Genomic DNA, 25,087 nt, shown 5'->3' on the forward strand with positions numbered 1-25,087 from the left:
CAAACTAGGGACGTGAGCTGTCGTTGGCGGGAAGCTTCTTGAAACGGTAGACCAAGGGGTTGTTGCGCGAGGAACGTAGCTCGATAAGCGTGAGCGTTTCTCCGCCTTCGCCCACTCGATACTCGTAATAGGAACGGATCGTCGCCGTGCCCTGCGAAACCTCCACAGGCGATAGGGCTTCCACCCGAAGCGTGTCCCCCTCGTCCAGCCAAGCAGCCTGCACCGACGAGACTCCCTGCTTCGGAGCATACACCGCCATGTGACGCTGCTCGATCCGGAAAAAGTTATCGATCTCCTTCGCCCGCTTCGTATCCAAAAGATTAGATTCCACCACTCGAGTCGATCGCCAGCGCATGTCATGGGTGACCTCTACTTCCGCTCCATCGATCGCGATCTCGAGGTCCATAGCCGTCCAACCGTCGAGAGCCGAGCTACGCTCGCGATCGAGACGCCAACGACCTTCGAAATCTGGGTTCGCGCTGAACGCCATCCATTGAAAAACGGAGACTCCCACCAATAGCTTGATCCAAAACCTTTTCATAACGGGTACACACAAACCTAGGGACCGCAGGCTGCAGGGCCATGCATTTGCTGCTTTACAATAAAGGCGTGTATCGCGTCACGAGTCGAAGGCGACAACCCTCACTTTAGCCAGCGGCCACAGAGGACTGATCCTGCGACGCTACGTTTGACGCATAATACCTCACTGGGCTCAACGGAATGCGTTGCGGTCAACCGGATCCGACTCCTGCAAGAAACGGCGTTCATAAGTCTGCTCGCTCGCGGCCAGCTTCAGAAAAACGTCCAACGGAATCACTTCCATATCCTCCGTCACGCCATCCAAAATATCGGCGACCCGATCGATGGTGGTCGATTCCCTCACATGAATGAGCAGAAAATAAGGGCGTTTCCGGTTCATCTGGATCAGCTCCTCCAAGTCCGCGATCGCTTCCGCGGTGGGACGATTCAATCCAAGGTAATAATCGTAGGAAAGCATGGGCCGCCGCCCGCGGAGATCGAAAGTGCGAGCGGAGCCATAACCATTGACAAAGCCGATCACATCGGGGAAGGCCTCGTAGTAGCGATCCACAAGTTCCTTTGGCAAATCGGTATTGCCCACATGGCGATTCCCTTCCGAGTAGTCCATAATCTCCATCACTCGCAAATCCAGCGTATCCATCAATTCGTTCGCCTCCTCCATCAAGGGCCAAAAACGCGCTTCCGGAATAGGCTTGGGGTACATGTAGCCCGGACCGGAAAGGCCTCCGATAAAGTAGTCGTTCGGCGTGGCCGCTTCCGCGAAATACTGCAAGGCCCCCGGCGAGGTGCGACTCCAACTCATGGAAACCTGCCAAGCGTAAGGAATGCGGCCGCGGCCCGGTTTCGTCCAGGCTCCGATCCCCATGCTATCCGTTTGAATCAGAGAAACGTAAACCTTTTCCTCCGCCTTCAACACGTCCTCCGCGCCCACATTGTGGTTATTTTTGAATACAAAGTCATCGGTAAAGGGGATCTGGCAGTTGAAGCTGATATTGGGCAGGCTGTTCAAGCCTTCCATTTTCAAGCCGTAGCTGGATATCAAGCTGACGTGTTGCCCTTCCGTATCCTTGGCGTAGGAATGCCATCCCATGATCGTGGCATCGGAATCGAGTTCGCTCAAAATCCGCTTGTGCAAAGCGAGTTCTTCCTCGTCTTCCGGACTGGCCGACAAGTCGCAAAAGAAGGCCCCTCGATAGATTCCGTAATCGGCGATTCCCGGTTCCATGCGGGATCCATGCACGCCTCCCATCCAGATAGCGACCTCCTTGCTGCATCGCTCCCAGTAGCGATCGTAAGCGATCTGGTAAATCTCCGCGTCGTCCATGCCACGAAACGCTCCGCACAGGTCCGCTACCGGCTTCAAGCCTGCCGCCTTCGCCAGCGGAATGAGATCCTCGTTCACCGCAATCGCATTCTCCAAACCGCAAACCGTGAAAGCTACGATCAGAGAAGTGCGCACTTGCTTGTCCCAAACGACATATCCGTCCACCTGCGAAGCGTAGGCGCTCAAGGCTCTTTCCGCATTCTCGACTTCAAGAAAGTCAAAGCCATGCCGGGCTTCGTAAAAGGACTTCAATTCCCCCGTTATCTTCCAAGGCCATGACTCCGGATAGCGAAAGTAGAGCTTGGGCCCCGCCTTGTTGACCACCCCCTGCAAGCTGATCAACATGGCTTTCTCGGGCAGGTCTCCGTCGAGGCTCCAGTCCGCATCAAACTCCATGTAGCTCGCTTCCTTAGCTTGGCCGAACCCTAGGCAGCCTCCAATGATGCCCAGCATCGCAACGGCCAAAAAACGCTTCCCCGTATTCAATTCCATAACAAATTTCCTTCTCTCTTCCGCCAATCAGGCTCCTAAAAGATTCCGTTCATCAATTCGCCTTGTTGAAGACTTGCAGGATGGGTCGCGGACGGGTGGATCGAAGCTCCATCACTACCAATTGATCCCCGTCTGAAGACACGCGAAACTCCTTGTGAGACCTTACCGCCGTCTCTCCCTGGGACGTATCCAATAGGTAACGACAGTCTAGAACGAGCGTACGACCGCCATCGTCCAAGCGAGCATCAATCCTCATGGCGCGATCCCCTCCGATGTACGCCCCGATGTGCCGATTCCCAGTCCACATCTCGATTGGCACCACGTTTTGAGAACTACCAAGCTTCAGCTCGTACCGCTGCGTCGACCGGCGACGTCCCGTGGTGCACAGTTCCTCAATCACCACTCCCCCCTCGACAAGCTCGATATCCAGTTGGATGCTACGCCACGGGTCAAAGGCCGTGCTCAGCTCCGAATCGATCACCCAAGTCCCTATGAATTGGCTCCCTGGCTGAGCCGATGCAGTCGCGAACATCAGCGAGACAAGCGCCGAGATGAAAAACAGTTTCAGCATAACGACAGACCTTCACCCAATACCATCCCCACGCACACCTTCTTCCCAGTTTACGGTCAAACAGAGAAGCGGTGTCATGTGCCCCCGATCCCCCTCATTCTCATTCCGTTCCCCGCATGAAAATCATCGACGTCCACACTCACCCAGTCTTCTTCGGCAAAGGAAAAACGAAGCCCGAGGTTGACCAGCTCGTCGCCTATAGCAAGTCGCTCGGAATCGAAAAAATGGTCTGCCTCGGCGACGTGCTCGTGCACGGTCCCTGCCCTTCGGCAAAAGAGCTGCGAGCCATCAACGAGCAAACCCGCCAGCTTCTCGCCTGGTACCCAAAGTTCTTCATCGGCTTTTGCTACCTCAATCCCACCTTGGGAGAAAAAGCCATACGCGGAGAATTGGACCGCTGTCTCGCCGAGGGCTTCCAAGGCATCAAACTGGAAATTGCCAACAACGCCCGGGACGCCGTCATGACCCCGCTCATGAGAGCGGCTGCCGCGCACGACATCCCCGTCCTCCAGCACACCTGGGACACCCTGGGAAAACCCATGCGCAAGACCCACAGCGACCCCAAGGACACCTGCCTGCTTGCCCGGCGCTTTCCCGACGTGAAAATCATTATGGCTCATCTCTACGGGTTCGGCTTGCGGGGCGTCCTCGAAGCCCAAGACCTGCCAAACCTCTACATCGACACCTCCAGCTGCCTTCCCTTCGCCGGGCTAATCGAATACGCCGTCGAAAAGCTCGGCCCCGAACGCATCCTCTACGGATCCGACATTCCCATTCGAGAGCTTGGGCAGTGCATCGGCAGAGTAACCGGTTCCGACATAGACGAATCTGCCAAGCGCAAGATCCTGTATTCAAACGCCCATACCTTTCTCAATCTCGCCTAGAAGTCATGACCTTCATCGACAGCAACCTTTCCATCGGACGCTGGCCTTTCGCTCGCCTCCCTCAACGCAGCCCCCAGCAACTCGCCACCCACCTGCAGAAGCATCAGATCCAGACTGGACTCGTCTCCCACCTAGAAACGCTTTTCCTCGCCGACCCCGACCCCGCAAACCGAGAACTCCTCTCGGCATGCAAACGTATCCCTGAGCTCGTGCCCGTCCCGGCCCTCAACCTCGCCCTGCCAAACTGGCTAGCCTCCCTCGAAAGCTACCGAACAGCCGCCGAGATCAAGGCCGTCAAACTGTATCCAAATTTCCATAACTTTCGCCTCGCCAGCCGGGCCTGCACGGAACTCGTCCAGCACCTGCAAACGGAAAAAATCCGACTCATCGTAAACGTCCGGGTGCAAGACGAGCGGCACCAGTACCATGGCCTCAAGATCCAAGGCGTCCGCACCCAACAGATCCGCCGCCTCGCCCAACGTTTCCCTGACTTCAAGATCCTCTGCACCGGCCTCTTCCGTCCGGAGATCCTGGAACTCGCTCCCGACTGCCCCAACCTCAACTTCGACCTCTCCTTCGCCGACTGGCACGAGCTCGTGAACGGCCTGCTGGAAACCATCACCCCAGACCGCCTTTTCTTCGGCTCCCACACCCCCCTGATGGTCACCGAAGCCAATACCTACAAGCTCCAAAGCTCCACCATTTCCCAGTCGCTCAAAACCCAAATCGCCCGCGGGAACGCCCAACGCTTCTTCGAGCTTTAACCCGTTCACCCTAGAATTTTTGAAAGGTGGGGCGGCCGCTCCGCGGGCGACAAAAAATCGCTTTCCAAACCATTACTCATCGCCCGCGGAGCGGCTGATCCACCTTCTATGGCAATTTGCGTTTTTCCCACCCCATAACTCATCACGACAAGCACGCTCCCACATTTATTGGACAGCATCTCAGTTCCAGGCCTACCGCTTCCGATTTTACCATAAACCGCCTACTCCATCACCGTTAAGCCGGAACTACGGTTTATTGGTGATCCGTACCCCTGAGATCATCATGCCTGAACTCCATTTCTTAAACGCGCTCGACTATACGATACTGGCTGGATACATGGTCATGATCGTGGCCATCGGAATCTACGTGGCCCGCTTCAACAAGAAAACCACCGATTACTTCAAAGGCGGCGGACACATTCCATGGCAACTTTCCATGGTCTCTCTTTTCATTTCGGGCTTCTCCGCCTTCATGTTCGTCGGCGCCTCTGGAATAACATACAAAAACGGCGGCGGCGCCATCTTGCTCTTCAGCCTCGCCCTTCCAGCGTATTTGCTCGGCTACTACGTCTTTGCCATCCGCTGGCGCCGCACCCGCCTCGACACCCCCCTGCAATTCCTGACCCGCCGCTTCTCCCGCGAAACGACCTACTTCTACACCTTGCTCGCCGTCGTGCCCAACACCCTCGTGCTGGGCATCATGGTCTACACCCTCTGCATTTTCACTTCCACCGCCCTGGGCATCAGCGAGCAGGTCTTCGACCTCGGACTCTTCACCATCAAGGGATTCGAACTTTCAATCCTCATCACCGGCAGCGTCATCGTCATCTACACCACTCTGGGTGGGCTCTGGGCAGTCATGGTAACCGATGGTATCCAGTTTCTCATCGTTCTGCTCGTCACCCTCATCATCACGCCCCTGTCCTACTCCTATATCGGCGACGGAAGCATTATCGACGGGCTGAAGCGAATCGCCAGCGATACTCCGGACGGCTACTTCGATATCAACCTCGAAGGCAAGCCGCTGCTTTTCTGGCCGGTCTACTTCGTGTACATAATATTCGGATACAACGTAAACTGGCACATCGCCCAACGTTACTACAGCGTCGCTGACGAGCGCGACACTCGCAAGATGGCCCTCTGGTGCGCCGGACTTTCCTTTGTCCTCCCCATGCTCTGGATCCTGCCCATCTTCACCACACCTATCATCTTTCCAGATATCGCATCCCTCTGGCCTAGCCTCACCAGTCCTGAGGAAGCCTCCTTCGTCACCCTCGCCCTTGCGGTTCTGCCGCACGGCATGCTCGGCCTTCTCACCGCCGCCATCTTCGCCGCCACCATGAGCTCCACCGACACGCTCTTCAATTGGCTCGGAGCCGTGCTGACCAAAGACGTCTACGTCCCGCTCACAACTTCCCTCAAAGGAAGAGCCCCCTCCGAACGCACCCAACTTTGGTTCGGCAAGGCCTCCGTGGCATGCCTAGGCCTCTTCTCCATTTTCGTCGCCCTCAACATCAAGCGTTTCGGCGGAGCCTTTGACGTCTACATGAAGGCGGAATCGCTCTACAAGATCACCCTCTTCGTTCCCGTATTCTTCGGACTGCTCTACACCAGAACGCCTTGGTGGTCCGCCATCGCCTCCGTCAGCGCCGGCGTTCTTGGCGTGTTCTTCGTCGGAATCGCCGCCGCGTCCGGAGCCGAGGACGGAATCACCGTGATGAACGTTCTTTTCGCCGACATCCAAGCAAACTGGTTCGGCTTCGAGCTTACCCGCTACGAACTCAACGCCATCGTCGGCATCCTCGCCAGCGGCAGCGTCTTCCTCGCTACCGCCTTCTTCGATAAACGTGAAGGGGCCTTCAAGAAGCGTATCGAATCTTTCGAGACAGACCTAAAAACGCCTGCCTACGCCGAGCCAGACGCCAAGATCGGCCCAGAAGGGCTGATCGCCTACAAGCTGCTCGGCTACCTTTCCCTGCTCATTGGAGCCGTGCTGCTGCTCGTCACTTTCCTGACCCTCGAACGTAGCGGTTGGCTCAATACAATCGCAGGACTCATTTCAGCCACCATCGGCATCACTATCGTCAAAGCCGTGCGCCAATACCAAGCGCGCCATCACCCCAACCCTCCCGCCCCTATCCAGCCATGACACGACGCGACCTCCTACGCTACGCCAGCGGCAGCCTCCTGCTAGCCAGCCTGCCCGCTTCCCTCGGCGCCAAAAACACCTCCTCCCAACGCCTCTTTTTCGAACGGTACGAGATCGGGAAAATACGGGCCAACGCCCGCAGCGCCCTGCTGGCCCCGACCTACCGAGAATGGGCAAGCCGCGACTTGAGCGAATTGCAGGACGCCCTCCACGCCTTCGAGCAATCAGGCGACATCGTTCGCGACTTCGCTACCATCATCAACCGCTTAACCGAATTTTCCCTCGTGCAGCTCGTGGAACCGAGTTCCCAAAGACGCGATGCTCTGCTTTCCGCCCTCAAGCGCTTGATCAGCTACCCGAAATGGGACTACTTCCTCGACGGCGACAAGGAGATCGGAATCCAACGCTCCTCCCTCGCCACCGTGCGAATCCTCTTTGCTCGCGAAGTGCTGGACGACGCCATCGACGACAGCCTGGACAAGAAGATTCTCGACGCGATTGCGGCCAAAGGATGCCTGCCCTGCTACCGCGCCGTCTACGGTATGGACCATCCGGATACCGTCACTGGCTGGAGATTCGACGACCGCCATGAAGGCTTCTACCAGCTCTCCATGGAGCGATGGCCCATGATCCTCGGCGACAACAACCTCCGCTCCGCTCCAAGCAGCGCCTTAGGGATCGGAGCCATCGCATTGCTCGGGCACGATCCGCGGGCCCAGCAGTGGCTCGACACCGCTGTATCCAGTTTTCAACGCGTCCTTCGGCTCTTTTCCCCGGATGGCAGCTACTTCGAAGGCCTCAGCTATGCGAACTACACCCTTCGCACCGCCCTTAATTTCTTCGACGCCCATGCTCGCAGCGTCGGCGGCATCGACTGGAGTAAAAAGGCCAACTTCGACGGCATGCTCGATTTCATCGCGAGCATGCAAGCCGGGAAAAACGCCGACGGAACTCCTGACATCGTCAACTTCAGCGACGCCCGCAGCAGCGTCTACGCCTGCGTGCCCGCCTGGATCGGAAAACAAACCGGCAACCCCCTCGCCCAGTACCAGGTCGAGCAAATGAGCCTCCCCACCTACTTTCTCGACTTCCTTTGGTACGAGCCCGGCAAAGCCTCCAGCCCGCCGCCGCCTGCTTTGCTAAACGTCCGCAACCAACTCGACTGGGTACTCTGCCGCAGCGGCTGGGACCCTGACGATGCCGTGCTGGCCTTCCGCAGCGGCGGCCCTTGCAACCACGAACACGCGGACCGAAACCATATCACCTACAAGTTTCACGGCGAACGCTTGCTCACCGACCTCTTCGGCGCCGCCTACGACAGCCGCCACTCGGGCTGGGAAATGCGAAAAACCAAAGCCCACAACTCCGTCCTCGTGAACGGCATGGGCAACCATTACCACGATGGGCAAGAGGGCACCAACGACAGCAAGTCCTACGCAGCCATCACTCAATACCAGATACAAGGCGACACGGTCTGGTGGACCAGCGACGCCACCGCCGCCTACTTAATCGAAAACGACCACATCACAAAAGTCCTTCGCACCGTTATCTTCCACAAACCGGATCTCGTCATAGTGATTGATCAAGTACGCCTGCATTTCGGCGAACAGCCCATGAGCATACGCTTCTTCCCGGATAACCGTGACGCCAAAGCGAAACTGAAAACCGGCAAAAACGATTTCCTCATCGAGCGTCCTCAAGCCCAGCTGCACGGCACCGTCTATTCTAAATCCGACGCCCCTAGCATCACTTCAACACAACTGGACGTGACTCCCGAAACCGGCGACTTCCCTTGCATCGAAATCGAGACCTCGCCCGCCTTTACGCACGAGATCGTGACCGTGCTCAGAGCAAACCCGCGCGGCAGCTCCCCCGCGAAGGTCAATGTCACTTCCACCGAAAAAGGTTGGAAGCTCAACAGCAAGCAAGCCACCTTCCACATCGACACCCAATCCGCCACTCCCGTGATCCAGCTTTCGCTCGCTTAAGCAAATGAACAGTCAAATCGACCTATCGAAAATGACGCCCGCTCACGCGGCCCACTACGCGAACGCGTCCAAGCGCATCCCCTGGGCCACCCAAACCAACGCTAAACGCTACGACGGTGAACTCATCCCCTCACGCCCTCCCTTCCTCAAGAAGGCCCAAGGCTGTCGCGTCTGGGACCTGGACGACAAATCCTATATCGACTACAAGGCATCTCTCGGTCCGATCATTCTCGGGTACCAGTATCCAGAAGTTGACGACGCCGTCCGCAAGCAGATGCAAGACGGCGTGCTGTTCTCCATGGCAAGCCCTCTCGAACTGGAAACGGCGGAAGCCATCCTCGATACCGTAGGATGGGCCGACAAGATTCGCTACATGAAAACGGGAGCCGACGTCTGCGCTTCCTGCCTTCGACTCGCCCGCAGCAAGACTGGCCGAAACCACTTTCTCACGAGCGGCTACCACGGCTACCAAGATTGGTTCGCCTTGGCCTGGCCCAACAACGGCATCCCCACCGACTTGCATAAATTTTCCCACGCCATCGAGTACGGAGACCTGCGAGCCGTCGACGAAGTATTCGACTCCATTGGCCACGAACTCGCCGCCGTAATCGTCTCTCCGGTCGAATGGCACAAGGCACCGAGCCCGAAGTTTTTGCAAAAACTGAGAGATAAATGCGACGCGTATGGCACAGTCCTCATTTTCGACGAAGTCCTCACCGGATTCCGTCTCGCTAAAGGAGGAGCCGCCGAATACTTCGGCGTTACACCCGACCTATCCGCCTACGCCAAAGCGATCGCCAATGGGTATCCACTTTCAGCCTACGCCGGAAAGTCAGAGTTCATGGACGCCCTCGACCGCACTATAATCACCACGACCTACGCTGGCGAATGCCTTTCCCTCGCCGCTGCCAAGGCAACCATGGACGTGCTCCGCCGCGAACCCGTTAACGAACATATCGCCGCGCTTGGACAAACGCTGCGCGACGGCTTCGATTCCGTCTTCCAAGAATTGAGTTTCCCAGCAAGGACCGAAGGACTCCCCCACGCTCCCACCATCCAGTTCGCCGGCAACGAAGACGAGCAAAGCGCCGCTCGCATCAAGCTCTTCGACCAGCTTTACCAGCGAGGCATCTTCGCCAATAAAGAGTGGTTCATCACCTACTCCCACCAAGAAAGCGACATTGCCGAAACGCTGGAAAAGTTCCGAGACTCGGTGAAGTCGATAGTCTGACCCCGCGGGAAGCGGCCTTGCGCCGCGAATGAAACCGCTCCAATCGCGACACAAGGTCGCTTCCCACAGTAAGTCACCCAGTACAGAACGACCCGCCTGCAAGCCGTTCAACTCAACCACCGATCCAAGTTCTCACGCACGAACTCATCGTCGTTTAAACTTGGATACGCCGCATGAATACGGTCCAGCTCCTCCATCTGTCCGGGGGAAAGCTCTTCCTGCGGATCTAGGCACCAGCGTCCCTCCAGCAAACCTTGTCGACGCAAAATCTCATGTATACCGGGGATGCAACCCGCAAAACCGTTCGCTACGTCAAAAATAGCCGCGTTCGCGTCGGTCAGTTGGTGAGCACGCGTCAACAATTCCTTCGATAAACCGCTGCGGCGCTCCGCTTTCACAGCTTGCAAATCCTTGACCGCCTGATGCGTCCAAACTGCCCACTGGCCAAGCAGGCCGCCTCGAATGCGCAATGGCTCGGCATCCTCCGAAAAACGAAACTCGCTTGCGAGGTCGACCAATATGTTGTCGTCGTTGCCTGTGTAGAGGGCAATCTCGCCCGCTCGGCCAGATTCATAAACGGCCCGCAGCACATTCAAGGTTTCATAGCGATTGAATGGAGCCATCTTGATGCCAAGCAGATTCTCGATCTCGACAACTTCCCTCCAGAACTCGAAATCGAGACGACAGCCGCCCACCGATGGCTGTAGGTAAAACCCAAACACAGGAAAGACCTCAGCGATCGCTCGCATATGGGTGATCCGTTCTTCGTTCGAAGCATCGCTCAGGGCAGCGAGACTGACCAAACCGAGGTGGTAGCCGAGTTCCGCCGCCATTTCCGCCTCCGCTACAGCCTGTCGGGTCTTGCCAGCAATCCCGGCGACTCGTATCAATCCGCGATCCTGATCCGCTTCGCAGGCGTCCATCGTCTTAGCGGCCAGTTCCAGAACAGGTTGATAAAGACCGTACTTCGTTTCCCGAATCTCGAATTGGGTCGTGTGCACTCCCACCGCAATGCCACCTGCTCCCGAATCGCAATAGTATCGGGTCAAGGCGACTTGCCGGCGTTCGTCCAACTTTCGGGAACTATCAAGCGCCAATGGATGAGCCGGGATCACCACCCCATCCATCAAGCGTTCACGTGTAACGCTCCTAAGAGCTTTCGTAGAACTCATGTATTCAGAATTTAAAACTTTCCATCTCGCTTCTCGAATCCGGTGGGCTTGCCGTAGGTGCTGCCTCCTCCAGACAACCAAGCCACCACCCAATCGATCATCGTGTCGATCTCGACGGATGGCTCGCCAAAGAGGCGGTGGGACCGACCCGCATTGTTCAGCCAAGCCGTCTCGCTTTCCTCCCCTTCGATCAAAGCCTTGCGACCAAAGCGACGGCCGAACTCCTCCGCGATTTCCCGCACGCTCAAGATATCGGGTCCGGTAATGTTGAGGGGAATCGCTGGCGACTGGGCCAATGGCAGCGCTTGCACGATTTGGCGGAGGGCATCGCCTTGCCAGATGACGTTCACGAAACCAGTCGAAACGTCCACCGGCTCGCCAGCCAAAACCTTGCTCGCGACATCGACTAACACCCCGTAGCGAAATTCCACGGAGTAGTTGAGTCGGATCAAAACGACCTCAGTGCCTTCCTCCTCGGACACTTGCTGGAAGCGCCGCTCCCGCTCGAGGCAAGACCGCGCGTACTCGCCCACCGGTTCCGTTGGCGAGCCTTCGTGCGATCCACCGCATCCTGGAGTGACGAAAGAATACACGCAGCCCGTAGAAAAGGCTACGATACGGGAGGAACGGTAACGTAGGGCCAAGGACCGCGCCAGATCCACGTTGGTTTCGCGAAGAATTTCAGGCCGGTCCGCTGTTCCGAACTTGGCTCCCACCAGGTAAAAAACTGTCGGAGCATCGGGAAGCTCCGCCACGAATCGCTCCTCGCGCAAATCGCCCGCCACCGTAAGCACCCCCCGCTCCTCGTATTCACTTTTCGACTTCAAATTCCCGAATCGCGACACCGCGATGACCCGATTGTCCTGCTCGAGCTCGTCCAAGGCGAATCGAAGCATCAAGCACAGGTGCAAACCCATCTTGCCGCCCGCCCCCAAAACCACGATGTCGCCTTCCAAGTTCCGTAAGGCATCGCACACCGCCTCGTCCGGCCGGGCCAGGAACAAGTCGATCTCGGAACGGGGCACAGGCAGTTGGGGCTGAGTCTCTGGATGGGGCATAGCCACATTCTCCGCCAGGCTCAAGCTGGGGCTCAACCGCCGGCTCGGTTTACCGAAAAACAGGGCTATTCGCCCATTCCAGCCACCCAGCGCCTCAAGGTTGCCGCGTCTCTGCGGAAGCTCTCGAGCTCATGGCCCTTCACGTGCTCGATACTGATCCAGCGCTCTCGCCCGTCGGACCGCAGCACCTCCAGGAATTCCGACCACGCGTCCTCGCCCTCCTCCAGCAAAAGCGAGTGCGGCCAACCTTCCTTCGCGAAGTGGTTGCAGTGGATGTTGCTCACTTTTCCCAACAATTGTCGCAGTCCGCGAAGCCGATATCCCTGCTCCACCGACAAGTAAGGTTGCCAGAGCGTGAATACGTTCGGGTGAGCGACCTCATCGAGAAAAAGAGCCGTCGAATCGTTCGTATCGGTCAAGGTGTTGTCATGAAACTCCAGGTCGACGGTGATTCCGCGACCCTGAGCTTGCTCGCCGATTTCGCGGCAGCGTTCCACGATGCGACTGCGGTGTTCCCCGGAAATCGCGGCCGAGCCGAGCCGCCCCGCCCAAACTCGGACTGACGGTGCCCCCAATTCGCAAGCAGTATCCAGCACCGCGTTCCAGGAGGGCTCATCTTCCGCGCAATGGGAAATGCAATCGTCGAAACGATAATAGGAACCGTAGGCCGATACTGCGAGACCGGCATCTTCCGTAAGGCGTCTCACTTCCTTGGCCCGCAGCAAACGACCATGCGGCACATGCACGTCGCCACCCCACTCGATTCCCTCAAGTCCGGCCGCCGAGACTTGCCGTACGATTTCCTCCGGACTCAAAGCCCTAAACGTTATGGATACCAAACCTGCTTTCATAAGATCGAAATTTCAAAGCGGAAATTTTAAGGCTCACAGCCGCTTGAACGCCGAATAAGCTCAAGCGATGCGAGGAGAACAAGGTCCCGCCAAGCTTACGATAAACCAGGCGGCTAGGCGACAGGGCTCCACAAGCCGAGCATCATTCAGCCAAAAGTCCGATGACGGTTCCAAATACAAACGACGGCTCCAGCAACCCACCCGCTCTGAAAGCTTTCCTAAACGCGGGCACCCTGCGAGATCTCCCCAAGGGCAGCGAAATGGCAGGCAAAAGCTTGGATCAGCAATACGAGGCGATCCGGATTGCCGGCTTCCTCGGCTTGCAGGACGGCGAGACAGCGACCTGCGAAAGGCAAAACCTGGCCCGCTGCGGAAGCGGCAGGATAAACCATCCTTCCGACGTCGCCCCCCTAGTGGAGAAGCATTTGAGCGAAGGGATGCTCGCGACCACCCTGCACGTGGGATGGGGAAGCGAATGCGACTCTGAGGTGGACAAGCTCGTCACTGCAATCATTCAGGCCTCAGACCACTATCGGTACCCGCTTTACGTCGAGACACACCGGGCCACGATCACGCAAGACAGCTGGCGAACCGTACAGATCGTGAAACGTTACCCCGAAATTCGATTCAACGGCGACTTCTCGCACTGGTACACGGGACACGAAATGGTCTACGGAGACTGGGAGGAAAAGCTTCGCTTCATTCAACCCGTTCTCGAACGCGTACGCTTCATCCACGGCCGCATATCCACTCCCGGGGCCATACAGGCAGCCCTGCAATCGAATCCAAACGGTGAATACATCGAGCATTTCAAGGAGATCTGGAGGCGTTGTTTCGAAGGGTTCCTCTCAACCGCCGTGAGCGGGGACTACCTCATCTTCGCTCCAGAGCTGCTCCCTCCATGTATTTACTACGCTCCCACCTACCTCAATTCCCAAGGGGAACCCACAGAATCATCAGACCGTTGGCAGGACGCCCTGTTGCTCAAGCTCATCGCTCAAGAAGAATTCTCCAGCGTGCAAGAGCTGCTCCGTTCCTAGTCGGCAAAAGCGAGTCGCTCCAGGCTGCCTTCGGGAGGACCATGCGCCAAATTAGCATTCGGGACTTTCCTCCCTCGACGCGGCCCGACTTCTGCTTGAGAGTGGCATTTGCACGCCAACATGCCTCCATCTCGCTATGTCTAACGTTTACCCAGAGGAATTCGACGCCATCATCCTCGGTGGCGGCTTCGCAGGAGTTTACGCCGCTCAAAAGCTGGCCCGCGCCCTACGCCGATCCGCTTCGTCGGCCAGCGTCGCTCTAATCGCGGAAGAAAACCACATGGTATTCCAGCCCATGCTGCCGGAGGTAGCCGGCGCCGCCCTCTCCCCAAGGCACGTGGTCAACCCCATTCGCAGCCTCTGCAAGGGCGTGCACGTGTTCAAGGGCAAGGTCGATTCGCTGCAGCTCGACGAGAGGAAACTAACCATGCACGCGGGCGACTTCGCCGGTCCCGTTACTTTCTCCTACCAAAACCTAGCCCTTTGCCTCGGGGCCAAGGTCGACCTCAGCCGCATTCCCGGAATGCAAGAGCACGCCCTGCTGCTGCAAAACGTGGGCGACGCCATGCGTATCCGGGCCCACTTCATCTCCCGGATCGAGGAGGCGAACCTCACCTCGCACCGCCCCACCAAACGCCGCCTGCTCTCCTTCGTCATCGTGGGCGGTGGCTACTCTGGCGTCGAGACGGCCGGCCAGCTCATCGACTTGGCTCAAGCCATCCACAAGCACTACCAGCACGTCGATTGGGCCGACTTCTCTTTCACCCTCGTACACAGCCGCGACCATTTGCTGCCCACCCTCCATCGCAATCTCGGCGAATACACCGCCGCACAATTGAAGAGACGCGGACTCGACATCGTGCTCAATCGCAGAGCCAAGGCTGTCACCGCGAATCGCGTCTATCTCGACGACGGCAGCGGCATCGACACCAACAATATCATCTGTACCGTCGGCAACGCCCCGCATCCGCTCATCCTGAACCTTGAGAAAACGGCGCCTGCTCCCGTATCCATAGATCGAGGACGTATCACCACCTTGCCGGACTGCTCCATCGAAGGCATACCTTGGCTGTGGGCCGCCGGCGACTGCTCCAGCGTACCCCAAACCGATGGTACGCCCAGCCCTCCCACCGCCCAATTCGCCCTCCGTCAAGGCGAGCTCATGGGACGCAATATCGCTCGCCGACTCAAAGGGCAAGAAACCCGCCCCTTCACCTTCAAGGCGATCGGCGAACTGGCCACCATCGGTCACCACAGCGCCGTGGCCGAAATAAAAGGGCTCCGCTTCTCTGGAGCCTTCGCCTGGTGGATGTGGCGCACCATCTACCTCGGCAAACTCCCCGGAGTGGAACGCAAGCTGCGCGTGCTCTTCGACTGGACTTTGGAGCTTTTCTTCCCCCGCGACATCAACCTGCTCAACCCTAGGTTCACTACCGATATCAAGGAAACGCATCTCGAACCGGGCGATACGCTCTTCCACGCCGGCGATCCCTCCTTCTCCTTCTACCTGGTCAAGAAGGGAGCGATCGAGCTGCGAGACAAGGGACGCCTCATCAAAAAGGTGGGCGAGCACGAACACTTCGGGGAACGGGCGCTGCTCGAAAATCGCCCCTACCTCTTCCAAGCCGTCGCCACGGAAGCGACTACCCTGGTCACCATCCGCAAGGACGTCTTCCAACAAATCGTCTCCGCAGACTCCGCCTTCGGAAAGTCCCTGCAACAGAGCGCCCGATCCTACCTCACGACCGAGGAACTCGAGCTCCTTCTGAACCGACTTCCCTCCGAACAGCTCGAACAACCCGTCAGCGCCTACATGAACGCCGAGCTCGTCAGCGTTTCCTCCCAAGCGAAAATCGAGGACGCCTTGGACATCTTTTCCGAATCTTCCCGCAACTACCTACCTGTCATCGAGCCGGACGGCGCTTGCTCTGGAGCCGTGCACAAAGAGACCATCTATATGCGCATGCTGACTTCGAAGCTCGATCGGCAAGCGACCGTATCCACCCTGCCAAAGGTCAACTTGCCGAGCATCGAACAAACCGCTTCGCTACGCAATGCCCTCACCTTGATGACGCGTTCCAATTCCAGCAAAGCCATCGCAACCGACTCGGACAACCGCCCTATCGGCATGATCGCGATTATCGACCTACTAGAAACGATCCACTAGGGAGCGTCCTTCCGACCTTGCGCAGGGAGAGCTCCCTCCGCCTCCTGCAATCGCCTGAGCGCCCAGAAGGAAACCGCCCAAACCAGGGCCAGCAGCAAAACGGATCCCCATTTTTTCAATACAAGCATCATCGGCAACATAAAGGTGCTAAGCTGCCAGACCAGAGCCGCGCCAAGTCTCAACCAGTTTTCTTTGAGTTCCTTCTTGTAGCTGACTTTCCACGCCCTCGGCCACAGTCCATTGGGCCGCGTCTGAAAGTAGAACGACTTCAATTTCTGCTCTTGCTGGGGTTGCGAAAAATAGGTGCCAGCAATACAGCCCAGCAAGGAGACTCCCATCACTCCAAACAAGGTTTCAATTTCGTTGAGCAACGCCCCTGCCTCCGTCAAGGCCATCCAAGTCGAAGTGCCGAAACCGGCCAAAATGCCTAGGCTGAAGCCTTCGCCGGTGAAACGCCCCCAATACCAACGCAAGGCGAATGGAACCAGGAACGCCGGGAAAAGCTGGATCACGATTACCACCCAAACATCGACTACCGACTCAACTCCCAACAACGAGATACCAAGGCCCAACAACACTACGGCCGTGGATGCCGCATAGCCGAACCAGACCTGAGCACGTTCAGAAGCGCTTGGAAAAAGCGGAACGAACAAGTCTCGCGTCGCATACGAGGCTCCCGCGTTTATGGTGGAATCGAAGGTCGACATCGATGCCGCAAGCAAAGCCGCTATCGTCAATCCACGTATCCCCTCTGGGAATACATCCGACAAAAGAACGTGTGGCAGCAAACGCTCAGGATCTTCCGCCCCTACCCCCAGAGAGATTCCGATAATCGCGAAACCGAGAGCCATCGGCCAGCGAAAGGAGAACAGCACGATCCAGAGCATTCCAACTTTCTGACACTCGGCATCGGAGCGAGTCGCGTAGAAACGTTGGGCCATGTAAGCCGACCCGCCGCTGCCGCCCAGTCCTTCCAGCAAGCCCTTGCCAATCCAAGCCAACAGGAACGCGATAAAAAACTCGTACTCGCCCAGTCCGCTATCCGCCAACCGGGGCAAGAGCGAATTGTAGCGAGCCCCCTCCCACTGAGCCAGCAAGTTAGCATCGAGAAGCAGAGCGCCGCGCACCGCGACATAGACCGCTGCTCCCGCTATCAAAAAGCCTTGCAGTACGTCGGTCCAAACCACCCCATACAACCCACTTAGCAAGGTGTAGACCAAGGCGATCGTCGCCATGCCAACCGAACAGGTCGTCGCATCGAACGGCAGCAGCGTAGACAGAAACTTACCTGCCGCCGCCAAAAAGAAGACGATCATCCCCACTGTGATTACCAGATAGGTCAAGGCCGCCAAGGCTCGGGCCGATTTGCCACCGAACCCGCTTCCGAAACGCAGGCCCATCCATTCCGCTGTAGTTACGACTCCACTACGGCGATGCCACTTGCCCATGAATGCCATAAACACGGCTATCGGTAGCACCACGCCACCTCGCATCTCGATGAAGAAACCGTGCACCCCGAACAAGTACAGCAGGGTTACGATCGTCATCGTTCCCGCAGCATCCAAGTTGCTCGACATTCCAGAAGCGCCGAGCGCCCACCATGGCAGATTCCGGTCCCCCAGAAAATACGCCTCTGAGTTTTGGCTCGCCTTCCGAGCCAGCACAAAACCGCAGCCAAGAAGGCCCACCAAATAAGCTCCTACTATCCAATAGTCGACGGATCCCATGCCTCACCACCCTAGCACGTCCGTCAAGAAAGACACGCTCTAGTGCTGGTTCCCCTTCCGGTACTGCAAGGGTGACACTCCCATGATCCGCTTAAACACGCGCGAAAAGTAATACGGATCCTCGTAACCAAGAGCCATCGCCACCTCTTGTACCGCCATGTCACTAAAATCCAAATACTGGCACGCACGTTGGATCTTCAGCCGAATGAAGTAGTCGATCGGCGCCTGGTCCATGCGCTTTTTGAACAAGCGGCAGAAGTAGGTGCTCGAAAGCCCAACCTCTCTGCTCAGGTCCGCTAGAGAAATCGACTCTTCGACTCGCGCTTTCATTATTTCCAAGGAACGATCGATCGCTCGACCCTCTCCTCCCAAGTCAAAGCGGCGGCGATAAACCATGTCGCCAAGAAGGTGCCACAGCCGGGCATTGGCAAAAGAATAGGCCTCTCTCGAAGCCTCCTGCTCCAAGTCGGAAATCGTCTGCTGGAACAGTTGCAGCAACTCCCGGCGGGGAGAGAGCAATATCCCCGTTCCGAAACGGCCATCGCACAAGCGCTCCGCCATCAGACTCGATTGCTCGCCCTTGAAATGCACCCAGTATATCTCCCAGGATTCGCCCAATCGATTTCCGTAAGCATGGGCTTCGCCGGCGGGCAAGACCACGAAGCTGTGACGCTTCAAGCTCTGACGCCGATTCCCCAAGCGACACCATCCCTCTCCTCCCACGCAATAAATCAGCACGTGGCTCTCCAGCGGCGACTCCCGCTCGACGCGATGCTTGTCCACCGGCGGGTAAAATCCGATGTCCGTCAAGTAGAGCTGCCTCGACATCTGCCCCTCAGCGAAACTGCGCTCCAGATCCGCCGGAATACGGATCAGCTTTTGTCCGCGAAACCCCTCCATGCGCGTGAGCGCGTCATCGGAGGAAGCAGGGCTCTCTGGTTCCGCTTCGTTTAAGTTATCCATAACTAGAATGGCGTACAACTAGGACAATTTATTCCAATCCTTGTCCACCAGAAAACGATCTGAATTCCGCTTCGAGAGCGACCCCCTCCTGAGAACAGGTCCAAAATCCCTTTATTATAAGCTGATAGCAAATCCATCAAAGCCCGAAAACATGCCTTGAACAGGAGGACCCTCGCTAATTGAGCAAGAACGACATTTCATATTGAGGTGATAAAAGTCAAATACACATCCAAATACTCATTTATACATCACTCCATGTAATAGTCTCTCTGAACTTCTCTTTCTGTGCAAAATAATCCATTAGAATCCAATTGATCGTCCATTCAGTTTTTCTGCAACAAGAGTTATGCTAGCCACCGACCGCCCCCCAATAAACCTCGATTCAGGCTGCCGGATATCGCTCAACGCGAAAGGTCTCCCGTCGGTCAACACCTGCCACCCCACGCCCATCGAGTTAAACAGGCTCACAAAAACCCATGAAACCTATGCAAACTCAAACCAAACTGAATACCTCCAGCACGAGTATCCCGCTCTTGCGTGGGATTCTATGCCCCTTAGCAATCCTTTCCCTGCCGCTGTTTTCCTTTGCCCAAGAAAGCGAGGAGGATGAGGTCTTCGAACTCAGCCCCTTCACCGTCGACGGATCGGAAGACTCCGGCTACCGCGCGTCCAACACCCTCGCCGGCACCCGCCTGAACTCCGAGATGAAGGACGTCGCCGCAACCGTTACCGGTTACACCGAGCAATTTCTCGAAGACATCGGCGCCACCGACCTCAAGTCCATCCTCGCCTACTCTCCCAGCGCCGAGCTCGACATCGGCGACAACAGCCAGAATCCCGGCGGCAACAACGTCGTCGACTCCCGCCCTGCCGCGAATTTCCGCGTGCGTGGACTCGGCTCGACCCGCGCCCAGAATTTCTTCAACTACGGCATGCCGATCGACGTCTACAACATCGGACGTCTCGACGAGTCCCGCGGCCCCAACTCGCTATTGTTCGGAGTCGGCGAAGCCGGTGGTATCATTAATTCCACTACAAAGCAGGCTGGCATGAATCGAGATTTCGCCCACCTGCAACTCCGCTTCGGCTCCGAGAACTTCAAGCGGGCGAGCGCCGATATCAATCAGGTCATCATCGATGACAAATTCGCAATCAGAACCAATTTCCTCGTCGAGGATTCGGACGACTGGCGCTACAACCTCGGTGAAGAGGATCGCCGCGCCCACATCGCGGGAACCTTCAACTTCAATCAAAACGCGAAGTTGCGAGCTGAATACGAGATCGTCTCCCAAGACGACATCGTAGGTCGCCCCTACCAGATGCGCGACGACTACTCGCAATGGGACGGCACCTTGCTGCAAAGCGGCCACTGGAACGCCGTGACTCCTGGCATCAATCGTAGCCAGTGGTGGGGCGCTCACGTCCTCAACTACGTCGGTAACGACGGCACTGTCGTCGACACCAAGTCTCAAATGAGGACCGACAACTGGTTCTACGAAGCCGCCGACTATTACAACAACAACTACACGACCTGGTGGCGCGAAGCGCAATCCGCGTCCGCGGTGGCAGATCCCGACGTGGTCCCCACCTCCGTCGTTACCTCCGGTACAGGTGGTAAACGTTTCCTCGACCTCGAGGTTCTCTCCGCCTACTACGAGCAAAAGATCGGCGACGACTTTTTCCTCGAACTGGCAGCCCGCCACCAAGACTCCGAATGGGTTAGCCACTGGAGCGGAAACTCGGAAATCCGCCGCGATCCAAACGCCAATAGCCTCGGCGGCGCCGAAAATCCCTACGCGGGCCAATACTACCTCGAAGGGGGCTGGGACCGTCGCACCAGAGACATTTCGGAAAACACCCTGCGGGCAACGGCTTCCTACAAGCTCGACCTAGAGAACTCACGCCACAACTTCGTCGCCATGGCGTCCATCGCCGAAGAAAAGGTCAAGTTCACCAACGAAGCCCTCTACATCGTCAGCCCGGACATCCTAGGCAACACCACCGACCCGACCAACGGAATCTACCGCGGAAGCTTCCGCCAGTACTTCCCCGAGCTTGGCGACTGGGAGAACTTCCACATCCCGAGCTGGGAAGACGTCATGAGCAGTTCCGTCATCAACGGTCCTACCAGCGGTTCGGCCGTCGCCTACGACTGGCGTAAGCACCACTCCGCTCAAAACGACGACACCTTCGACAAGACCGCGGCCCTCATCGCAGCCCAAAGCTTCTGGCTCGGCGGCGACCTTGTAACCACATTTGGATACCGCTACGACAAGATCGACTACTCGACCTACGACGTCATCCGTCCGTTCTACTATGAGATCGACTACACCAGCCCGAACGACAAGAGCAACAGCGCTCCCACCATCACTGCTGGCGCCGTCTACCACGTAAACGAAAAGTTCAGCGTATTCTACAACCAGTCGGATAACACCAACAATCCGGACTATCTCATCAACGTTCTGCCACGCGACCTCAGTCCCGACGGCGAAATCCCCTCCGTCACGCCTGATCCCACCGAAGGTCAAGGCTGGGATACCGGCGTCATGTTCGACTTGTTCGACGGTAAGATCAACGGTCGCCTCACCTACTTCGAAGCCGAGAACATCGGCCAAGCGAACTGGTCCTACGGATACGGCATCACTACCGGACAAGTAAACCAGCTGCTTTCCGCTATGGAAACCAAGGGGCTCATCGATGTAGCCACAAAAGACCTACGCACCCTCGACAACGTGCAAGGCACTCTCCTCGACGACAAGTCGGACGGCTACGAGTTGAGCGTCACCGGCAACCTCACGCCCAACTTCCGCATGCAAGCCAACTTTTCGATCACCAATCGCGATCGCTTCAACACCTACGTCGACGCGGACCGCCTCATCGAAAACTACCGCAACTGGTTCCTTTCCCTTCCCAGCACCCAAGCTGAAGGACTCGACACCGAAATTCGCGATCCTGTCGGAGACCAAACCGTCGGCGAGTCTGCGGAAAGCTTCTTCCTCGCATGGTCCGACGATGTGCAAGGTCACCGCATCGCTGAGGAAATCGGTCGTGGCCTTCGCAAGTACAAGGCCAACCTATTCGCAACCTACGACTTCAAGGACGGCCCCATGGACGGCCTATCCGTAGGCGGCGGCGTCCGCTACAACAGCGCCAACATCGTCGGCGTGGACCAAGACGGGAACGTCTTGAAGGGCGAAGCTCTCGAATACGTCGACCTCCGCCTCTCCTACAAATTCTCCCAGAAGCTCTTCGACAAGGTCGCTTGGGACATCGGCCTCAACGTGAGCAACTTGTTCGAGCAAGACGGCATCATTCCGATCCGCTACGCGACCATTCCTATCGAAAACGCGAACAACGCCAACGAGAGAAACCCATACAGCGATCCATCCATAATCGACGCTGCCAGCTTCTTCGAACCACGACGCGTGATCTTCACAGTAAACTTCAGAATGTAGCCCTCAACTGCCTCGCTCACCCGTCGTAGTGAGCGAGGCACTACATATCTTTCCCAAGAAGCCCGCAGCAATCGCAGTCGTCGCTCGCGGGCTTCCTTATGGGTTTCTCCAAGTCCAACTATTAACGAAAAACGGTATTCCCTGGAGGGACCGGTTCCACCCGGTCCGCTATGCATGAGATTGGCTCCCACCAAACCACCGCCCGCACCCCCCCAAAAAAACATGCTGAAAAAACTCGCGCTACTCGCCGCCGCGAGCGCCGCTCTTAGCCTAGCCTGCCACGCATCGCTTTCCCCTTTCATGGCCTACCACCGAGGTCCCGAACGCTCGAACGCCAACAACGTCGTCGGCACCCGCTTCACTGCCGCAGCCGACGCGTCCATCACCCACCTCGGCTTCTATGACGCGCACGGCGACGGACTTCTCAGCTCCCACCGAGTCGCCCTCTTCGATCTTGCCACCGGCCAAGCGTCCGCCACCGCAACCATTCCTGCGGGCAATGAGACACTCTATTCCTATGCCTGCCGTTGGGTAAAATTGGATACGCCGGTCTCTATTGAGGCCGGCAAAACCTACCTCATTGCCGCCGAGGTGTTCGCCGGAGGCGACCCTTTTTTAAATAGCGATCCCAACGCCCTCGCCACAGTTTTTGCTCCCTACGTTTCGGGCGATGCGATTCCCGCTTGGGGCCCGCTAGGTTCCGAAATTTCCCAACCGCCCAATCTCCTTGGCTCCAGCCACTACCATCGCTCCTACCTCGCCGGAAACTTTGCCACCACGGTCGAAACCTCCGCTCAGACCATCAGCGTTCAACCAGAGCAACGCTACCAAACCATCGAGAGCATCGGGTCTTCCACCGGCTGGAATATGGAATGGTTGGGAAAGCACTGGCCCGAATCCACCCGAGAAGAAATCGCAAAACTTCTGTATTCAAAAGATATGGATGAAAATGGAAACCCGCTCGGTGTTGGATTTTCCCTCATCCGTTTCTACATCGGAGCTGGCACTTTCGAGCAGGGCGAAGCGTCCCAAATCGTCGATCCCAACCGCCGCACCGAAGGCTACCTCAACGACGACGGCACCTACGATTGGTCTAAGCAAGCAGGCGTGCAATGGTTCCTCCGCAAAGCCTGGGACTATGGCGTCGAGAAGAAAACCGCCTTTTCCGTCAGCCCTCCCGTGCAGATGACGAAAAACGGTCTCGGCCACCTCAGCGAAGGTCAGACCCGTGTCACCAACCTGAAAGAGGACGCCTACGACGAATTCGCCAATTTCCTCTCCACCGTCATGAAACACTACCAGGACGAAGGGCTTCCCTTCGACTACCTCAGTCCCCTCAACGAACCCAACTACAACTGGAACGGCAATACCCAGGAAGGATCCTACTGGTCGCAGGAGAACGCGGCTCGCGTCACCCAGGAGCTCGACCTTGCTTTCAATCGCGACGGCGTATCCACCCAGATCATACTGGATGAGGCTCCCCAGTACGACTATGCCCTCACCGGCAGCCACGGAAACCCGGGCAACCTCCCCGCCCTCTTCTCCCCAGATAGTCCCAGCTACGTGGGCAACCTTTCGAAGGTCGCGCCCCAATTCGCTGCCCACTCCTATTGGACCTACAACAACAACCAACAACTCATCGAACTGCGGGAAGCGATTCGCGAGCAAACCGAAGCCCTTGGTCTTTCCTTCCGCCAAACCGAGTACAGCCTGCTGGGAATCGACAAGATCACGGAAGACACCCCCGACAGCTACACCGATATCGCCCTATTTCACGCCAAGGTCCTGCAAGCCGACCTCGTCGCTGCCAACGCCGTATCCTGGGCGTTCTGGTCCACCGTGGGCCCGGAGCGCTACGGACACAAAAACCGCTTCGCCCTGATTCGCATCGAACCGCCGGAAGGGGAACTGGACCTACGAATTCCGGGCACTTATGCCGCTCACAAGTCGCTCTGGACCCTCGGAAACTTCAGCCGCTTCGTGCGTCCTGGCTACCGGCGCATCGAGCTGGGAAATGCGGACGACCCATCCGGTCTATTCGGATCCGCTTTCCTCTCCCCCGACGAGCGAAAGCTCGTTGTCGTCATGATGAACATGTCCTACCAGGAAAAGCCCACACGTATAGACCTTTCGGATACGGCTTTCGCAAAGGCAAAAGTCTACCTTACCGACCGCGAACGCGACCTCCGTTTCCTAGGCCAAGTTTCAGCCACAGAACAGATCGCCCTGCCGCCTCGCTCCATCTCTACCTTCGTCTACGACGCCAGCCCTTGGGCTCAGTGGGTGGAAACTTATCTCGGCGACCAAGCTGCAGAAAATCAAAGCTACGACGCCGACCCCGATCGCGACCAAGCGTCCAACCTTTTTGAATACGCCACCGGCACCCACCCGCTTTTACCCGACAACGCTTCTCGGGTCTACAGCGTCCAACGAAATCCCACCTGGTCCCTCCAACTCAATCCGGAAGCCTCGGACTTGATACTCGAGATTTTCACTTCCAGCGATCTGGAGAACTGGTCGGCGAGCGGCCATCGCCTCTATCGCGGAGAACAAACGTGGAGCATCGAAAGCGACAGCCTCTCAATCGTGGAGCAAATAACTGGCGAGAACTCCGATATCGTCACCCTCGAACTAAATCCCGACCAACAAAAATTTTACCGCCTCAGCGTATCGCCCGTCGAATAGTGCAACGCCGAAGCCCAAACCAACAA

At 57.3% G+C, this 25,087-nt stretch carries 17 protein-coding genes; 9 read left to right on the forward strand and 8 right to left on the reverse strand.

Annotated elements, in window-relative coordinates:
- Window positions 1-4 precede the first annotated feature (4 nt).
- The 3 genes from IEN85_RS00230 to IEN85_RS00240 form a co-directional block, all read right to left on the reverse strand.
- Window positions 5-541 carry a hypothetical protein gene (locus IEN85_RS00230; protein WP_191615049.1) on the reverse strand — a complete coding sequence of 179 codons (537 nt, stop codon included), beginning with the start codon at window positions 539-541 and terminating at the stop codon, window positions 5-7.
- 171 nt (window positions 542-712) lie between these two features.
- Complete coding sequence (locus tag IEN85_RS00235) at window positions 713-2,356, reverse strand: GxGYxYP domain-containing protein (RefSeq protein ID WP_191615050.1); 1,644 nt, start codon at window positions 2,354-2,356, stop codon at window positions 713-715.
- A 52-nt stretch (window positions 2,357-2,408) separates the two neighbouring features.
- On the reverse strand, window positions 2,409-2,927 hold the full coding sequence (locus IEN85_RS00240; protein WP_191615051.1) for a hypothetical protein: 519 nt from the start codon (window positions 2,925-2,927) through the stop codon (window positions 2,409-2,411).
- A 116-nt stretch (window positions 2,928-3,043) separates the two neighbouring features.
- On the opposite strand from IEN85_RS00240, the gene IEN85_RS00245 reads away from it, so the two are divergent.
- From IEN85_RS00245 to IEN85_RS00265, 5 genes are all read left to right on the forward strand, one after another.
- Window positions 3,044-3,811, forward strand: a complete 768-nt coding sequence (locus tag IEN85_RS00245) for an amidohydrolase family protein (protein ID WP_191615052.1) — start codon at window positions 3,044-3,046, stop codon at window positions 3,809-3,811.
- 5 nt (window positions 3,812-3,816) lie between these two features.
- Entirely contained in the window at window positions 3,817-4,575 is a 759-nt protein-coding gene (locus IEN85_RS00250; protein ID WP_191615053.1) for an amidohydrolase family protein, read from the forward strand.
- A 283-nt stretch (window positions 4,576-4,858) separates the two neighbouring features.
- Window positions 4,859-6,724: a sodium:solute symporter family protein gene (locus IEN85_RS00255; protein WP_191615054.1), complete on the forward strand. Its 1,866-nt coding sequence runs from the start codon at window positions 4,859-4,861 to the stop codon at window positions 6,722-6,724.
- Window positions 6,721-8,712 (forward strand): heparinase II/III domain-containing protein, encoded by a 1,992-nt coding sequence (locus tag IEN85_RS00260; protein ID WP_191615055.1) that lies wholly within the window; start codon window positions 6,721-6,723, stop codon window positions 8,710-8,712. Before IEN85_RS00255 ends, IEN85_RS00260 begins: the two co-directional genes overlap by 4 nt.
- A 4-nt stretch (window positions 8,713-8,716) precedes the next feature.
- Complete coding sequence (locus IEN85_RS00265; RefSeq protein ID WP_191615056.1) at window positions 8,717-9,943, forward strand: aspartate aminotransferase family protein; 1,227 nt, start codon at window positions 8,717-8,719, stop codon at window positions 9,941-9,943.
- 107 nt (window positions 9,944-10,050) lie between these two features.
- Here IEN85_RS00265 and IEN85_RS00270 read toward each other — a convergent pair whose 3' ends face one another.
- The 3 genes from IEN85_RS00270 to IEN85_RS00280 all read right to left on the reverse strand — a co-directional run bounded on the left by IEN85_RS00270 (window position 10,051) and on the right by IEN85_RS00280 (window position 13,024).
- Window positions 10,051-11,115, reverse strand: a complete 1,065-nt coding sequence (locus tag IEN85_RS00270) for a dihydrodipicolinate synthase family protein (RefSeq protein ID WP_191615057.1) — start codon at window positions 11,113-11,115, stop codon at window positions 10,051-10,053.
- 11 nt (window positions 11,116-11,126) lie between these two features.
- Window positions 11,127-12,140 (reverse strand): NAD-dependent epimerase/dehydratase family protein, encoded by a 1,014-nt coding sequence (locus tag IEN85_RS00275; protein ID WP_191615058.1) that lies wholly within the window; start codon window positions 12,138-12,140, stop codon window positions 11,127-11,129.
- Window positions 12,141-12,238: 98 nt separating this feature from the next.
- Window positions 12,239-13,024 carry a sugar phosphate isomerase/epimerase family protein gene (locus IEN85_RS00280; RefSeq protein ID WP_191615059.1) on the reverse strand — a complete coding sequence of 262 codons (786 nt, stop codon included), beginning with the start codon at window positions 13,022-13,024 and terminating at the stop codon, window positions 12,239-12,241.
- A 161-nt stretch (window positions 13,025-13,185) separates the two neighbouring features.
- On the opposite strand from IEN85_RS00280, the gene IEN85_RS00285 reads away from it, so the two are divergent.
- Together IEN85_RS00285 and IEN85_RS00290 are read left to right on the forward strand one after the other, a co-directional pair.
- A complete protein-coding gene (locus IEN85_RS00285; protein WP_191615060.1) occupies window positions 13,186-14,064 on the forward strand; it encodes a hypothetical protein in 879 nt (292 codons plus the stop codon).
- Window positions 14,065-14,200: 136 nt separating this feature from the next.
- Window positions 14,201-16,231, forward strand: coding sequence for an FAD-dependent oxidoreductase (locus tag IEN85_RS00290; protein WP_191615061.1), 2,031 nt, complete (start codon window positions 14,201-14,203; stop codon window positions 16,229-16,231).
- On the opposite strand, the gene IEN85_RS00295 is transcribed toward IEN85_RS00290, so the two are convergent.
- Both IEN85_RS00295 and IEN85_RS00300 read right to left on the reverse strand, forming a co-directional pair.
- Entirely contained in the window at window positions 16,228-17,958 is a 1,731-nt protein-coding gene (locus IEN85_RS00295; RefSeq protein ID WP_191615062.1) for a sodium:solute symporter family transporter, read from the reverse strand. The two genes, IEN85_RS00290 and IEN85_RS00295, sit on opposite strands and share 4 nt — an antisense overlap.
- Before the next feature lie 39 nt (window positions 17,959-17,997).
- Window positions 17,998-18,921, reverse strand: coding sequence for a helix-turn-helix domain-containing protein (locus IEN85_RS00300; RefSeq protein WP_191615063.1), 924 nt, complete (start codon window positions 18,919-18,921; stop codon window positions 17,998-18,000).
- A 485-nt stretch (window positions 18,922-19,406) separates the two neighbouring features.
- Here IEN85_RS00300 and IEN85_RS00305 point away from each other — a divergent pair, with 485 nt between their 5' ends.
- Together IEN85_RS00305 and IEN85_RS00310 are read left to right on the forward strand one after the other, a co-directional pair.
- Window positions 19,407-22,376, forward strand: a complete 2,970-nt coding sequence (locus tag IEN85_RS00305) for a TonB-dependent siderophore receptor (protein WP_191615064.1) — start codon at window positions 19,407-19,409, stop codon at window positions 22,374-22,376.
- Window positions 22,377-22,598: 222 nt separating this feature from the next.
- On the forward strand, window positions 22,599-25,061 hold the full coding sequence (locus IEN85_RS00310; RefSeq protein WP_191615065.1) for a glycoside hydrolase: 2,463 nt from the start codon (window positions 22,599-22,601) through the stop codon (window positions 25,059-25,061).
- Window positions 25,062-25,087: the final 26 nt, after the last annotated feature.

The organism is Pelagicoccus enzymogenes, assembly GCF_014803405.1.
Classification (GTDB): Bacteria; Verrucomicrobiota; Verrucomicrobiia; order Opitutales; family Opitutaceae; genus Pelagicoccus; species Pelagicoccus enzymogenes.